At 70.3% G+C, this 14,659-nt stretch carries 12 protein-coding genes; 2 read left to right on the top strand and 10 right to left on the bottom strand.

The window, feature by feature from the left end; translation table 11 throughout:
• Positions 1-58 precede the first annotated feature (58 nt).
• Genes rlmB through nhaC form a run of 6 tightly spaced genes read right to left on the bottom strand, consistent with a single transcriptional unit; the run spans position 59 to position 8,289 of the window.
• On the bottom strand, positions 59-1,168 hold the full coding sequence (gene rlmB, locus ACMCNK_RS19085) for a 23S rRNA (guanosine(2251)-2'-O)-methyltransferase RlmB (protein WP_412737754.1): 1,110 nt from the start codon (positions 1,166-1,168) through the stop codon (positions 59-61).
• On the bottom strand, positions 1,168-2,583 hold the full coding sequence (cysS, locus tag ACMCNK_RS19090; protein WP_412737755.1) for a cysteine--tRNA ligase: 1,416 nt from the start codon (positions 2,581-2,583) through the stop codon (positions 1,168-1,170). Before cysS ends, rlmB begins: the two co-directional genes overlap by 1 nt.
• Positions 2,584-2,632: 49 nt before the next feature.
• Positions 2,633-4,027: a class II fumarate hydratase gene (locus ACMCNK_RS19095; protein ID WP_412737756.1), complete on the bottom strand. Its 1,395-nt coding sequence runs from the start codon at positions 4,025-4,027 to the stop codon at positions 2,633-2,635.
• A gap of 24 nt (positions 4,028-4,051) precedes the next feature.
• Entirely contained in the window at positions 4,052-5,317 is a 1,266-nt protein-coding gene (locus ACMCNK_RS19100; RefSeq protein ID WP_412737757.1) for an arginine deiminase, read from the bottom strand.
• A gap of 34 nt (positions 5,318-5,351) precedes the next feature.
• On the bottom strand, positions 5,352-6,788 hold the full coding sequence (locus tag ACMCNK_RS19105) for a basic amino acid/polyamine antiporter (protein WP_412737758.1): 1,437 nt from the start codon (positions 6,786-6,788) through the stop codon (positions 5,352-5,354).
• Between the two features lie 22 nt (positions 6,789-6,810).
• On the bottom strand, positions 6,811-8,289 hold the full coding sequence (gene nhaC / locus ACMCNK_RS19110; protein WP_412737759.1) for a Na+/H+ antiporter NhaC: 1,479 nt from the start codon (positions 8,287-8,289) through the stop codon (positions 6,811-6,813).
• Between the two features lie 371 nt (positions 8,290-8,660).
• On the opposite strand from nhaC, the gene ACMCNK_RS19115 reads away from it, so the two are divergent.
• Together ACMCNK_RS19115 and ACMCNK_RS19120 are read left to right on the top strand one after the other, a co-directional pair.
• Entirely contained in the window at positions 8,661-9,179 is a 519-nt protein-coding gene (locus ACMCNK_RS19115) for a hypothetical protein (RefSeq protein WP_412737760.1), read from the top strand.
• A gap of 121 nt (positions 9,180-9,300) precedes the next feature.
• Positions 9,301-9,825, top strand: coding sequence for a hypothetical protein (locus ACMCNK_RS19120; protein WP_412737761.1), 525 nt, complete (start codon positions 9,301-9,303; stop codon positions 9,823-9,825).
• Between the two features lie 69 nt (positions 9,826-9,894).
• On the opposite strand, the gene ACMCNK_RS19125 is transcribed toward ACMCNK_RS19120, so the two are convergent.
• The 4 genes from ACMCNK_RS19125 to ACMCNK_RS19140 all read right to left on the bottom strand — a co-directional run bounded on the left by ACMCNK_RS19125 (position 9,895) and on the right by ACMCNK_RS19140 (position 14,627).
• Positions 9,895-10,902, bottom strand: a complete 1,008-nt coding sequence (locus ACMCNK_RS19125; protein WP_412737762.1) for an acyltransferase family protein — start codon at positions 10,900-10,902, stop codon at positions 9,895-9,897.
• Between the two features lie 146 nt (positions 10,903-11,048).
• Positions 11,049-12,725, bottom strand: coding sequence for a fumarate hydratase (locus ACMCNK_RS19130; protein WP_412737763.1), 1,677 nt, complete (start codon positions 12,723-12,725; stop codon positions 11,049-11,051).
• A gap of 39 nt (positions 12,726-12,764) precedes the next feature.
• Complete coding sequence (locus ACMCNK_RS19135; RefSeq protein ID WP_412737764.1) at positions 12,765-14,075, bottom strand: hypothetical protein; 1,311 nt, start codon at positions 14,073-14,075, stop codon at positions 12,765-12,767.
• A 63-nt stretch (positions 14,076-14,138) separates the two neighbouring features.
• A complete protein-coding gene (locus tag ACMCNK_RS19140) occupies positions 14,139-14,627 on the bottom strand; it encodes an Lrp/AsnC family transcriptional regulator (RefSeq protein ID WP_412737765.1) in 489 nt (162 codons plus the stop codon).
• Positions 14,628-14,659 lie beyond the last annotated feature (32 nt).

The raw sequence follows: 14,659 nt of genomic DNA on the forward strand, positions 1-14,659 counted from the left end.
CCTCCGCCGCCGTAACGCCGGCCCGTCATGCTACGGGTCGGCGTCCGGCGGCGGGGGGTCAGCCGAACGTGCGGCGGCGGGCCACCTCAGCGAGGGTGACCGCGGCGGCGACGCTGGCGTTCAGCGACTCCACCGTGGAAGCCATCGGGATGCCGACACGCAGGTCACAGGTCTGGCCGACGAGCCGGGACAGGCCGCGCCCTTCGGAGCCGACCACGACCAGCAACGGGCCGACCGCGGCCTCCAGCTCGTACAGGTCGGTCTCGCCGTCCGCGTCGAGGCCGATCGCGGTGAAGCCGGCCTGCTGGCAGGCCTTGATGGCCCGGGTCAGGTTGACGACCTGGGAGACGGGGACGCGGGCGGCCGCCCCGGCGCTGGTGCGCCACGCGGTCGCGGTGATGCCCGCGGCGCGCCGCTCGGGCAGGAAGACGCCGTGCCCGCCGAACGCGGCCACGGACCGGATCACCGCGCCCAGGTTGCGCGGGTCGGTCACCCCGTCGAGAGCGACGAGCAGCGGGGCGGTCTGCTCCAGGGACGCGGCGACCAGGTCGTCGAACTGCTCGTACGCGAACGGGGGCACCTGCAGTCCGACGCCCTGGTGCAGCACGCCACCGGTCATCCGGTCCAGCTCGGCGCGGCTGATCTCCAAGATCGGGATGCCCCGGTCGCCGGAGGTCCGGACGATCTCGGTGATCCGCTCGTCGATGTCGAGGCCCTGTGCCACGTACAGGGCGGTGGCGGGGATGCCCGCCCGCAGCGCCTCGACCACCGGGTTGCGCCCGAGCAGCAGCTCGGGGCCTTCCTTGGTGGGGTGGGAACGGCGGCCGGGGGCGATCCGCGGGCCGCGGTGCGGCTGCACCTTGCCGCGCGCGGCGGGCTTGCCGGTGCCCCGCCAGCCCTTGCCCCAGGTGGTGTCCTTGGTGCCGGGAACGCCGACCTTCGGGGCACGGCCCTCGGCCGCCGCGGCGCGGCGCTCCTTGTCCTGCTTGCGGGCGGTCTTGTCGGGCAGCTTCTCGGTGCCGGAGTAGCCCTTGTGCCACGGCCGCTCGTCGGCGGGCAGGGTCTTGCCGCGGCCCTTGAGCCCGCTGCGGTTCTTGCCGCCAGATCCCTGTGCGGCGCCCTTCTTGGACGCCACACGGCGGCTGCGGTTGGCCGAGTTGCCCGGCATCAGTGTTGCTCCCCTACGGTCCATCGCGGCCCGGCCGGAGTGTCCTCCACCTGGATGCCGGCGTGCTTGAGCTGGTCACGCACCGCGTCCGCGGCCGCCCAGTCCTTACGTGTGCGGGCCTGCGCCCGCTGCTCGAGGGCCAACGCCACGAGCGCGTCCACCACGGGCTTGAGGTCGCCGCCGCGCTCGGTGCCGCCCCACGCCTCGTCCAGCGGGTCGATGCCGAGCACGCCCAGCATGGCGCGGACGGCGGCCAGGGCGTGCCCGACGCCCGCCTGGTCGCCCGCCGCCAGGGCGGTGTTGCCCTCGCGGATCGTGTCGTGCACGACCGCCAGTGCCGCGGACGTGTTGAGGTCGTCGTCCATCGCGGCGGCGAACGCGTCCGGCACCGGGCCCGGCTCCCCCGCCCCGGCCACCTCGGCGGCGCGGGTCACGAACCCCTCGATCCGCCGGTACGCGGTCGCGGCCTCGCGCAGCGCCTCGTCGGAGTAGTCGATGCGGGAGCGGTAGTGCGGGCTGCCGAGGTAGTAGCGCAGCTCGACCGGGCGAACGCCCAGGGCCTGCACCGCGTCGAGGTCGATGACGTTGCCCAGCGACTTGCTCATCTTGGCCTCGCCGAGGTTGAGCAGCGCGTGGTGCACCCAGTACCGGGCGAACGGCAGCCCGGCCGCGCGGGACTGGGCGATCTCGTTCTCGTGGTGCGGGAACGTCAGGTCGAGCCCGCCGCCGTGGATGTCGAACTCGGCGCCCAGGTAGCGCTTGGCCATCGCGGAGCACTCGATGTGCCAGCCGGGGCGGCCGGGCCCCCAAGGGGAGGACCAGGCCGCGTCCGCGGGCTCCTGCGGCTTGACCCCCTTCCACAGGGCGAAGTCGCGGAAGTCCCGCTTGTCCGGCTCACCGCCGTCGGTGGGGACGCGCATGTCGTCGGGGTGTTGCCCGGACAGGGCGCCGTACTCCGGATAGGACGGCACGTCGAAGTACACGTCGCCGTTGCCCGCCTCGGCCGGATATGCCCGGCCGCGCGCGATCAGCTCGCCGATCAGCTCGTGCATCTCGGTGATGTGGCCGGTGGCCCGCGGCTCGTACGTCGGCTCCAGCACGTTGAGCGCGCGGTAGTTGGCCGCCAGCACGAGCTCGTTCTCGTACGCGATGGACCAGAACGGCCGGCCCTGCTCGACCGCCTTGTCGAGGATCTTGTCGTCGACATCCGTGATGTTGCGGATGAACATGACGTCATACCCGGAGTGGCGGAACCAGCGGCGCAGGATGTCGTAGTTGACGCCGCTGCGCAGGTGGCCGATGTGCGGGACGGACTGCACCGTGAGACCGCACAGGTAGATCCCCACCTGACCGGGCGTCATCGGGACGAAGTCCCGGACCGATCGGGTCGCGGTGTCGTACAAGCGCAGCGTCACCGTCTAAGGGTACCGACCGGGGCGAGCGGTTTGCCGCCCGTCCCGGGGCTCAGGGACGGGTCATCCGGAGCACGTCCAGGGCCTCGTCCAACTGCTGCTCGGTGACCCGCCCGGCATCGACGTGGCCGCGCTCCAGCACCACCTCACGGATCGACCGTCCGGTCGCCAATGCCTGCTTGGCGATCGCGGCGGCCTCGTCGTACCCGAGGTGGCGGTTGAGCGGGGTGACGATCGACGGCGATCCCTCGGCGTACGCGCGGGCCACCTCGACGTTGGCGGTCAGGCCGGCCACGCACCGGTCGGCCAGCATGCGCGCGGCGGCGGCCAGCAGCCGGATGGATTCCAGCAGGTTGCGGGCCATCACCGGGAGCATCACGTTGAGCTCGAAGTCGCCCTGGGTGCCCGCGAACGCGACCGCCGCGTCGTTGCCGATCACCTGCGCGCAGACCTGGCGCACCGACTCGGGGACCACCGGGTTCACCTTGCCCGGCATGATCGACGAGCCGGGCTGCAGGTCGGGCAGGCTCAGCTCGCGCAGACCGGCCCGGGGGCCGGAGCCCATCCACCGGATGTCATTGACGATCTTGTACAGGCTGACCGCGACGACCCGGAGCTGGCCGGACGCCTCCACGAGCGCGTCCCGGGCGCCCTGCGCCTCGAAGTGGTTGCGCGCCTCGGAGAGCGGCAGGCCGGTCGCCTCGCGCAGCCGCTCGATGACCGCCGGGGCGAAGCCGGGCGGCGTGTTCACCCCCGTGCCGACCGCGGTGCCGCCCAGCGGCAGCTCGCCGAGCCGGGGCAGCGTGTCGGTGAGGCGGTCGAGGCCGTTCTGCACCTGCGCGGCGTACCCGGAGAACTCCTGACCCAGGGTGACCGGGGTCGCGTCCATCAGGTGGGTGCGGCCGCTCTTGACCACCTCGGCCCAGTCCGCGGCCTTGGCGTTCAGCGCGGTGGTCAGGTGGTCCAGCGCCGGGATGAGGTCGCTGGTGACGGCCTCGGTGGCAGCCAGGTGGATCGAGGAGGGGAAGACGTCGTTGCTGGACTGGGACGCGTTGACGTGGTCGTTGGGGTGCACCGGGCGGCCCAGTTCGCGGGCGGCGAGGGTGGCGATGACCTCGTTGGCGTTCATGTTCGACGACGTGCCCGAGCCGGTCTGGAACACGTCGATCGGGAACTGGTCGTCGTGGGCGCCGTCCGCGACCTGCGCGGCGGCAGTCTCGACCGCCTTCGCAAGATCTTCTTCGAGTACGCCGAGAGCCGCATTGGCCTGCGCCGCCGCCCCCTTGATCCGGGCCAGGGCGTGGATGTGCGTGGGCTCCAGCCCGCGTCCGGAGATCGGGAAGTTCTCCACCGCCCTCTGGGTCTGCGCCCGCCACAGCGCGTCGGCGGGGACCCGGACCTCGCCCATCGTGTCGCGTTCGATGCGGTAGCCGTTCTCGACAGTCACCCCCTCATCCTCTGACAGACTTCCTCAGAACGACACCGGTTCGCGGATGATCGGGCACGTCATGCAGTGGCCGCCGCCGCGGCCCCGGCCGAGCTCCGCACCGACGATGGTGATCACTTCCACGCCGGCCTTGCGCAGCAGCGTGTTCGTCTGGGTGTTGCGGTCGTACGTGAACACCACGCCCGGTTCCAGCGCGACCGCATTGTTGCCGCTGTCCCACTGCTGGCGCTCGGAGGCGTACACATCGCCGCCGGTCGCAATGACCCGAAGCCCGGACAGGCCCAACGCCTGCGCGACCACGTCGACGAACGGCCGGGAGCCGTGGTCGACGATGTCGACGCCGGGCGCCCGGTCGGCCGGGCGCAGCGAGAACGCGCGCACTCCGTCCATGATGGTTGGATACAGCGTGACCACGTCCCGGTCGGCGAACGTGAACACGGTGTCAAGGTGCATGGCCGACCGCAGTTTCGGCATGCCCGCGACGACCACGTGGTCGGCGGCGCCCTGCGCGAACAGGGCCGCGGCCACCTGGGTGATGGCCTGCCGGGAGGTGCGCTCGCTCATGCCCATCAGGACGACCCCGTTGCCCACCGGCATGATGTCGCCGCCCTCGAACGTCGCCTGCCCCCACTGCTTCTCCGGGTCGCCCCACCACACCGTGGCGCCCACGAAGTCCGGATGGTACTCGTAGATCGCTTTCATCAGCAGGGTCTCGTCCTTGCGGGCCTGCCAGAACAGCGGGTTGAGCGTGACGCCGCCGTACAGCCAGCAGGTGGTGTCGCGGGTGTAGAGCGTGTTGGGCAGCGGCGGCATCAGGTACTCGCGGGCGCCGGTGCCCTCGCGGGCCAGGGCGACGTACTCCGGGCGGAAGTCGTCGGGCAGGTCGGTGGTGGCCAGCCCGCCGATCAGGTACTCGGCGAGCTGACCGCTGTCGAGTGACTCCAGGAAGGCACGGGTGTCGTCGACCAGGCCGAGGCCCACCTCGTTCGCGACGATCTTGCGGTCGAGCAGCCAGGACCGTGCGTCCGGGATCGCCATGGTCTGGGCGAGCAGGTCGTGCAGCTCCACCACGTCGACACCGCGGGCACGCAGCTTGTTGACGAAGTCGGCGTGATCGCGCTGGGCGTTCTCCACCCACATGACGTCGTCGAACAGCAGGTCGTCGGCGTTGGTGGGGGTGAGCCGGCGGTGCGCCAGACCCGGCGCGCAGACCAGCACCTTGCGCAGCCGGCCGACCTCGGAGTAGACGCCGTAGCCTTCCGCGAGGGATTTGTCCTGGGTGGTGGTCACGCGGGCCTCCATGTCTCGGCGTGGGTTAACAGGGTCAGAGGTGGATCCAGCCGGCAGCCAGGGCGACGATGCCGAGGACGGCGCCGGCGATCGACACGGCGAACAGCACCGTCTCGGCGGGGTTGAACAGGCGCCGGCCCTGCTCGCGGCGGGCCATCACGAACAGGATCGTGGCGGGGGCGTACACGATGAACGAGACGAGGACGAATTTCAGGCCGGCGGCGAACAACAGGAACGCGACGTACACCGTGGCCAGCCCGCCGATGACGAGTTCCCGGGTGGCGCCCCGGGCGACTTCGGCGCGACCGAGCGCGATCTTGACCGCGTACCCGGCGGCCAGCAGGAACGGGATCAGCGTCAGCGCGCTGGTGAGGTCGAGCGCGAACGAGAACGCGTTCTCGGAGAACATCGTGACGATCAGGAACAGCTGCGACAGCGCGGTCGACAGCAGCAGCGCCGGTACGGGGACGTCCGCGGAGTTGACCCCGCGCAGGAACCGGGGCATGTCGTCGTCCTTGGCGGCGACGAACAGCACTTCGGCGGCCATCAGCGTCCACGCCAGGTACGCCCCGAGCACGGAGACGATCAGCCCGATGCTGACGAACACCTTGCCCCAGGTGCCGACCGCCGCCTCCAGTACGCCGGCCATGGACGGCTGGCGCAGCTCCGCGATCTCGCCCATCGGCAGGATGCCGTACGACACGATGGTGACCGAGGCGAAGACCGCGAAAACGCTGAGGAACCCGAGGATCGTGGCGCGGCCGACATCCTCGCGGCGCTGGGCGTGCCGGGAGTACACGCTGGCGCCCTCGACGCCGAGGAAGACGAACACCGTGACCAGCATCGTGCCGCGTACCTGGTTGAACAGCGAGCCCGCGTAGTCGGCGCCGCCGATGTTGTCCGCGAACACCTTCGGGTCCAGGTAGAACAGCGCCAGCAGGACGAAGACCAGGATCGGCACCACCTTGGCGACGGTGACGATGCGGTTGATCGCGGTGGCTTCCCTGATGCCGCGCCGGATCAGGAAGAAGAACCCCCACAGGCCGAGCGTGGACAGTGCTACCGCGAGCAGCGTGTCGCCCTCGCCGAGCGCGGGGGCGATCGCGCCGATCGTCGACATGATCAGCACCCAGTACGTGACGTTGCCGACGCACGCGCTGGCCCAGTAGCCGAACGCGGCGAAGAAGCCCGGGTACTCGCCGAAACCGGCCTTGGCGTACGCGTACACCCCGGCGTCGAGGTCGGGTTTGCGGATCGCGAGGGTCTGGAAGACGAACGCCAGCATGAGCATGCCGGTGCCGGCGATGACCCAGGCGATCAGCGCCCCGGCCACCCCGGTCTCCTGCGCGAAGCGGCGCGGCAGCGAGAAGACGCCGGCGCCCACCATCCCGCCCACGACCATCGCGGTCATGGTCCAGAAGCTGAGCTTCGCGGCGGCGGATTGCGTCGTGTTCGTGTCGGTGGCGGTCATGGCCTTCTCTCGTTCGCGGGGGCTACGGCGACGACACAGGGACCTTCTCGATGCGGAATCCGGTGATGCCGTACAGCACGCTCAGCGCGGGGCTGGCGTAGTTGAAGACGCTGTACGGCAGGTACGACAGGGTCGGCACGCCCAGCACCGCGCCCATGAACGCGCCGCAGGAGTTCCACGGCACCAGCGGTGAGGTGACCGTGGCGCTGTCCGCCGCCAGCCGGGACAGGTTGGTCGGGGCCAGCCCGCGCCGGGCGAACTCGACGCGGAACACCCGCGACGGCAGCACCAGCGCGATGTACTGGTCCCCGGCGACCACGTTGAGCCCGAACCCGCACCCGAACACGGTGGCGAACAGCCGGCCACGCGTACGGGCGGTACGGATCATCGGGTCGACCAGCCGGCCGATGAGCCCGAACTCCTCCAGCACCGCGCCGAACGTGACCGCCCCGATGATCAGCCACAACGTGGTCAGCATGCTGTCCATGCCGCCACGGGAGAGCAGCCTGTCGATGTCGGCGATACCGCTGTCGATGGTGAAGCCGTTCGCCATCGCCAGCCAGATGCCCTTGACGGAGCCGAGCACGGGATGCTCCCAAGCTCCGCCGACGAACTGTCTCATCACGTCGGGTTGCAGGAACGCCCCGAGGATCCCGGCGAACAGCGCCGAGCTCAGCAGGGCCAGCGTGGCGGGCACCTTGCGGATGGACAGGACGGCCAGCAGCACCAGCGGCAGCAGGTTCCACGGGGTGATGTGGTAGATGTCGGCGAGGCTGTGCAGCTCCACCTCCTTGCCGACCGGGTTGTGCACGTCCGGGGCGCGGACCAGGCTGAGCACCAGGAACACGGCGAACGCGACGACGAACGCGGGGATCGACGTCCATGCCTGGCGCTTCACATGCTCGTGCACGTCGACCTGGACCATCTGCGCGGTGAGCACGGTGGTCTCCGACAGCGGCGACAGCTTGTCGCCCAGGTAAGCCCCGGAGATGACCGCACCGGCCGTGATCGCCGGAGAGACCCCGAGCATCGCGGCGACCCCGATCAGGCCGACGCCGATCGTTCCGGCGGTGGTCCACGAACTGCCGATGCTCAGGGCGACCACGCCGCAGATCAGCGCCGTGGCCGCGTAGTACCACACCGGCGAGAGCACCTGGATGCCGTAGTAGACCAGAGTGGGGATCGTGCCGGAGAGGTTCCAGACACCGATCAGGGCACCGACCGCGAACAGGATGAGGACCGCGCTGGTGATCGACGTGAACGCGCTCTGTGCGGCCCGCTCGACGTCGGCCCAGGTGTGGCCGTTGCGCATGCCGATGAGCCCGGCGACCAGTACGCAGACGATCAACGCGACCTGAATGGGGCCGTCCAAGGCGTCCAGCCCGAACAGGGCGAGTGATGCGGCGATCAGCCCGGCGAGGACGACCATCGGAATGATGGCGTCAGCCAGCGACGGCTCGCGTACTCCTCGCCGGTCAGCCTCATCCTGCTGCCCAGCCATCACCTCATCCCTCCACCTCGGCCGTTAAGGGCATTTTAGGAGGTTAGACATGTTTTGTGAGGTAACTTCGGCGTCACCGAGCCTGGCATCAGCCCCATACCGGCAGCCCGGAGACTCGGTCCGCGACGCGTCATCGCTGTGCTGGCGAAATGTCGACCTCGTCCCCTTCGCCTGGGGTAACGGCATCGATCTCGGTTCATGCTAGCCCCGGGCCTGGCAGGCAGGGAGGGCGAAAATCGACAATGGAGCGGCCGTACCGCCCAGGTGGTACGGCTCGGGTTGGACGCGGCCGGGAAGCGCACGTATCGTCCCGAGGGTTTGCTCCTCCGTGTGCCACGTGCCCCCGGCCCCGACGAACAGGATCCATTGTGATGCGACGCGCCATCCTGGCCGTGACCCTCGGCGGCGCCCTGTTGACCGCGGCGGCCTGCGGTGACGACGCGCCGCCGGCCACCCCGTCCGCCGCGGGCGCCCATTCCACGCCGCCCGCCGTGGCCGTACCGGCGGAGAGCAAGCCGAACTATGCCGCCGACACCCGGCAGGTGTGCGGCAAGCTGGAGACGATCTACAGCAAGGATCTGAAGAACTTCGGTACGGAGCTCGGCCGGATGATCGCCCTGCGGGAGGCGAAGCAGGCCGATGCCGCGGAGAAGGCGGCCAAGGCCGCACGCGCCCAGCTGAAGGCGGTGGCCGACAAGGTCCGCAAGGAGACCGCGGCAGCCCAGGACCCGGAGTTGCGCAAGGCGGGCGCGGAGTCGGCGGCCAAGTTCGCCAAGAGCGCGCAGGACTCCGCGCTCCTCGACAAGATCAAGAGTACGGCGGACCTGGACAAGTCGCTGGAGACCCTGATGACCGCGTGGCTGACCCCGGTCGCGGGAGTCTGCGGCTGACCCGATCAGGTATCGGAGCATTCCCAGATCGTCTGACATATGGGCTGAACGTCGGTTTGCACGTGACCCGCACCGTCCGTATCGTCCCCGACGATCTTCCCCCTCGATGAACGGAACAGTCATGCGACGCGCCATCCTGGCCGTGACCCTCGGCGGCGTGCTGCTGAGCGCCGCTGCCTGCAGCACCGACTCGAAGACCCCGGCCGACGCGGCCGGCCCCGCGGGAACGACCGCGGCGGCCACCCCGGCGGCCGACGCCACCTCGGAGGCCCCCGACTACAGCGCCGACACCAAGAAGGTCTGCGACAAGCTCTCCAAGTCGATCGAGAGCGACGTGAAGGGCTTCGCGACCGAGCTCGGCAAGATGATGGCCTACAAGGCGGCGAAGCAGACCGCAGCCGCCGCCAAGGCGCAGAAGGCCGCCGGCGACGAGCTGAAGGCCTGGGCTGACAAGATCCGCAAGACGGCGGCCACCGCCAAGGACCCGAAGCTGAAGGCGGCGGGCGCCGAGGCGGCCGACAACATGGCCAAGAGCGCGGACGACAAGGCGCTGTTCGCGAAGCTCAAGGACCCGAAGGACCTGGACAAGAACCTCGAGGCGGAGTTCACTGCCTGGTTCGTTCCGGTCGGGGGCATCTGCGGCTGACCTGACCGACAGCCAAGAGAAGCGGGCACCGGCGCAGATGCGCCGGTGCCCGCTTTCTTCGGCTCTGAGTCAGCGCTTGAACCGCGCGCTCGCCCTACGCCCGACGTCGATGCTCGGCTTCTCCACGAACCGGTGCATGAGGTACGCGAGGACCAGCACCGCCGCGGCGTTCACGCCGACGCTCACGAAGCCGTGCAGGCCACGGAAGACCTCCATGAGAATCGGGTGCATCAGGTACACCGCGTAGCTGATCCCGCCCAGGAAGATCAGCGGGCGGGCCATGCCGCGACCGCGCAGCAGATAGAACGCTCCGAACAGCGCAAGCCCGGCCAGGAACGACGACGAGTACGTGAACGGCGGCCACTCCCCGTCCCCGTCCACGCCGATGTACGCGCCCAGCGGGACGACGATCGCGCCCGCGACCAGCATCGCGTCGCAGACCCGGCGGCCGACGGCATCACGCAGGTGGATGGCGTGGCCCAGGCTGGCCACGAACAGCAACATCGGCAGCGTGGTCGGGAAGTCCTTGCCGGTGACCCGCTCGCCGATGCACAACAGCAGGTAGAAGGCGAGCCATGCCCAGCCGAGGTGCACCGACGCGTCGAGCAGGCGGCGGGCCTTGGCAGCCGCCGACTGCACGTAGTAGAGCAGTTCGATACTCAGCGTCCAGGCCGGCGGCAGCAGGCTGACCGCGCCGAGCAGACCGTGCAGCATCAGAACGTTGAGCACGATCACTGGCAGCGTGGCACCGGCGAGCGAGCCGCGGTCCACCAGCTCGACCACGACGAAGATCCCGAACGCCAGCCAGTAGACGGGGTACAGGCGGAAGTACCTCCGGATCGCGAAGGCAGGCAGCGTCTGCCCGGCGAGACTCAGCGGGATCACGTACCCGCTGACCAGGAAGAACGCGACTACGCCGACGCGGCCGAGGTCAACGTGGTCATGGGTCCACGCGCGGTAACCGGCGAAGTTCTCGGCGAACAGATGCTGGATGACGACCGCGGCGGCCGCGATCCCCCGCACGCCCTCGAGGAACGTGATGCGCTTCGACCGGTCGACAACCCCGGCAGCGCCCACGCGCCCGCTCTCGCCGACGGCTGGCGTGTGTTCTCCGACTGCCACTGTTCCCCCGTATCCTCGCGCTGGGCTCCGCGAAGAATAGAGGATGTCGGCCGGCTATATATCGACAGGCGCTCACGTGGAGCCGGAGAGCCCTGGGGCAGCTAGGGTTTCGCCCCGATTTGGAGGACATTCTTGGGGCGAGTGACCTCGGCGAAGAAGTCGTTGCCCTTGTCGTCGACGACGATGAAGGCCGGGAAGTCCTCGACCTCGATCTTCCAAACCGCTTCCATGCCCAGCTCGGGGTATTCGAGCACCTCGACGTGCTTGATGCAGTCCTGCGCCAGCCGGGCCGCCGGGCCGCCGATCGAGCCGAGGTAGAACCCGCCGTGACTCTGGCAGGCGTTCGTGACCTGCGCCGACCGGTTGCCCTTGGCCAGCATCACCAGCGAGCCGCCCGCCGCCTGGAACTTCTCCACGTACGAGTCCATCCGCCCCGCCGTCGTCGGGCCGAACGAGCCGGACGCGTACCCCTCCGGCGTCTTGGCCGGGCCCGCGTAGTAGACCGCGTGGTCGCGGAGGTACTGCGGCATCGGCTCGCCCGCATCCAGCCGCTCGGCGATCTTCGCGTGCGCGATGTCCCGCGCCACCACCAGCGGGCCACTGAGCGACAGCCGGGTCTTCACCGGGCACTTGGACAGTTGCGCGCGGATCTCATCCATCGGACGCCGCAGGTCGACCTTGACGACCTCGTCGGTCTCCAGGTGCTCGTCCGTGACGTCCGGAAGGAAGCGGGCCGGGTCGGTCTCCAGCCGCTCCAGCCACACCCCGGACGGCGTGATCTTGGCGAGGGCCTGGCGGTCCGCCGAGCAGGACACCGCGATCGCCACCGGGCAGGAGGCGCCGTGCCGGGGCAGGCGGATCACCCGTACGTCGTGGCAGAAGTACCGGCCGCCGAACTGCGCCCCGATGCCGAAGTCGCGGGTCAGCTCCAGCACCGCCGCCTCCAGCTCCACGTCGCGGAAGCCGTGCGCGGTCATCGACCCGTGCCGGGGCAGGTTGTCCAGGTACTTGGCGCTGGCCAGCTTGGCGGTCTTCAGCGCGTGCTCGGCGCTGGTGCCGCCGATGACGACCGCCAGGTGGTACGGCGGGCACGCCGAGGTCCCGATCAGCCGCAGCTTCTCGTCCAGGAACTGCATAAGCCGCGCCGGGCTGAGCAGTGCCTTGGTCTCCTGGTACAGGTACGACTTGTTGGCCGAGCCGCCACCCTTGGCCATGAACAGGAACTTGTACGCGTCCGGATGCCCGCCCGGGTCCTCGGCGTACAGCTCGATCTGCGCCGGCAGGTTCGTGCCGGTGTTCTTCTCGTCCCACATGGTGAGCGGGGCGAGCTGTGAATACCGCAGGTTGAGCCGGGTGTACGCCTGGTAGACGCCGAGCGCGATGGCCTGCTCGTCCTGGCCGTCGGTGAGCACGTGCCGGCCGCGCTTGCCCATCACGATCGCGGTGCCGGTGTCCTGGCACATCGGCAGCACCCCGCCGGCCGCGATGTTCGCGTTGCGCAGCAGGTCCAGGGCGACGAAGCGGTCGTTGGCCGACGCCTTGGGGTCGTCGATGATCGACCGCAGCTGGGTCAGGTGGGCCGGGCGCAGGTAGTGCGCAATGTCGTGCATCGCCTCCGCGGTGAGCTGCGTGATCACCGACGGTTCGACGGTCAGGAACCGGCGCCCGCCCGGCCCGTTGACGACGTCCACACCCTCGTCCGTGACAAGCCGGTATTCGGTCAGGTCGTCACCGATCGGCAGCAACGGGGCATACGAGAAAGCGGCGGCTCTGCTCATGAGCGGCAAGCCTAGGCCAGCCCCTGCTCAAGGTGCGAATCAACCTGCTCGATCAACTGTGAACGGCACGTACGCCAGCTCCCGCCCGGACACCAGCACCAGCCCGCCGGGCCCCGTGGCGTACGGCTTCGCCCCGGTCTGCACCTGCGCCAGCACCGCGCCCGTACCCGGGCTGACCGCCGTGATCCGCGCCGCTTTCGGCTCCACGAGCACCGCCGCGTACGGCGTCAGCGCCGCCTGCGTGCCCGGGCCGATCGGCCGCCGCCAGCCGCTGCCGCCGCGGGCGAACGAGCGCCCGCGAGCCGTCTGCCCGTCGGCGTCGCGGACGACCGCGTACCGGTCGTCGACCGCGAGCACCCGCTCCCCGGGCTCGCCGTGCCACAGCTCCCGCCCGTCGTGCGCCGCGATCAGCACCTGCTGCCCCACCGGGTCGACCCCGAGCACCACGTCGTCGCCGCCCACCGGGTCGCGGTCCTGGCGGCAGCCCGCCCCGTCGTCGGCCGTACGCAGGTTGACGTCGCGCTGCCACACCGGGTCCGTGGACGGCGGGGCGGTCGCCGCCACGTGGTAGTAGCAGGTGCCGTCGCGGGCCTGCCCGGTCACCGTGAGCACGCGGCCACCGGCGACCGCGACGCGATGCTCCGTACCCTGCGCGACGGTCTGCACGAGCTTCCCGGCGGCCGTGTCGACGATCCGGACGTGATCGTCGTCGGGCAGCCCGAGCAGGGCGGGCATGAGCGTCGGCCCGGCGATCCGGTCGTCGATCTGGCCACCCGTCAGCGGCCGGGTACCGGGCAGGTCCGGGTTGTCCCCGTCCAGCACGAAGCCCAGGCTGGGCGACGGCACCCGCCACAGCGGGGCGTTCCCCCGCGGATCCCATGCGGTCAGCTCACACCCCGCGTCCGCACAGTGCAGATCGAGGATCGCATTCGTGTACGTCCACACCGCGGTCGCCGCGGAGTCGGCCCGCCGGACCGCCCCAGTACGCGGGTCGAGCACCTGGTAGCCCTTGGTGAGCAGCCGCCCGGTGACCACGACCGTGTTCGCGCCGGTGCCCGCGACCGCAGACCAGTCCGCGTCGGACTTCCACAGCCGCACCCCGGCGCCCACGCCGTACGCCTCGATCGACGTGCGGTACTCGACCACCACCGCGTCGTCGGCGATCGTGATGCTGCGCGGGGTGCCGCCGAGGCGGGCCTGCCACTGGGCGGCACCGGGGGCGATGGGCTCGCTGCGGTCGAGCCAGCTCCACAGCTTCGGGAACGGGTTCCACACGCCGGTGGTGGCCAGCACGACGACGACCACGCCGGCGCAGACCGCGTAGCCTCGCCACCCTCCGCCGGACGCCACGCCGGACAACCTAGCGATCCGCGGCCGCCGCACCCTGCAGCACGATTGGCCCGTGTCGAGTCGTTATGCCCCCAATGCGGCGGATCGCACCAACGGCAACACCCGGTACGGAATCAGCTCCGCCAGCGCGATGATCGTGGAGGCGCGCACGATCCCCTCGTAGCCCACGATCTGGTCGATGACGCGCTGCAGATCGGCGTTCGACCGGGCCACGATCCGGCACAGGATGTCTCCGGCCCCGGTGATCGTGTGCGCCTCCAGCACCTCCGGGATCTCGGCGAGGTGCGCGGCGACCGCGTCGTGCCCGTACCGCTGGCTGATCTCCAGGGTGACGAAGCTGGTCACGTGGAAGCCGATCACCTCCGCCGCCACGTCCGGGCCGAAGCCGCGGATCGCGCCGCGGGCGATCAGCTTGTCCAGCCGGGCCTGGACCGTGCCGCGGGCGACCGCGAGACGGCGGGACAGTTCGAGCACGCCGATGCGCGGCTCGGCGTGCAGCAGCGTGAGCAGCCGTGCGTCGAGCGCGTCGAGCTGAACATCTTGTACAGCCATAGTGATTTTCGAGAATACCGAATGCACAGAGT

This window comes from Krasilnikovia sp. MM14-A1259, from assembly GCF_047159535.1.
Classification (GTDB): domain Bacteria; phylum Actinomycetota; class Actinomycetes; order Mycobacteriales; family Micromonosporaceae; genus Actinoplanes.

Coding starts and splice junctions, on each gene's coding strand:
- ACMCNK_RS19105 (WP_412737758.1), bottom strand. CDS start 6,788: ATGACCGCCACCGACACGAACACGACGCAATCCGCCGCCGCGAAGCTC.
- ACMCNK_RS19140 (WP_412737765.1), bottom strand. CDS start 14,627: ATGGCTGTACAAGATGTTCAGCTCGACGCGCTCGACGCACGGCTGCTC.
- ACMCNK_RS19115 (WP_412737760.1), top strand. CDS start 8,661: ATGCGACGCGCCATCCTGGCCGTGACCCTCGGCGGCGCCCTGTTGACC.
- nhaC (WP_412737759.1), bottom strand. CDS start 8,289: ATGGCTGGGCAGCAGGATGAGGCTGACCGGCGAGGAGTACGCGAGCCG.
- ACMCNK_RS19120 (WP_412737761.1), top strand. CDS start 9,301: ATGCGACGCGCCATCCTGGCCGTGACCCTCGGCGGCGTGCTGCTGAGC.
- rlmB (WP_412737754.1), bottom strand. CDS start 1,168: ATGCCGGGCAACTCGGCCAACCGCAGCCGCCGTGTGGCGTCCAAGAAG.
- ACMCNK_RS19130 (WP_412737763.1), bottom strand. CDS start 12,725: ATGAGCAGAGCCGCCGCTTTCTCGTATGCCCCGTTGCTGCCGATCGGT.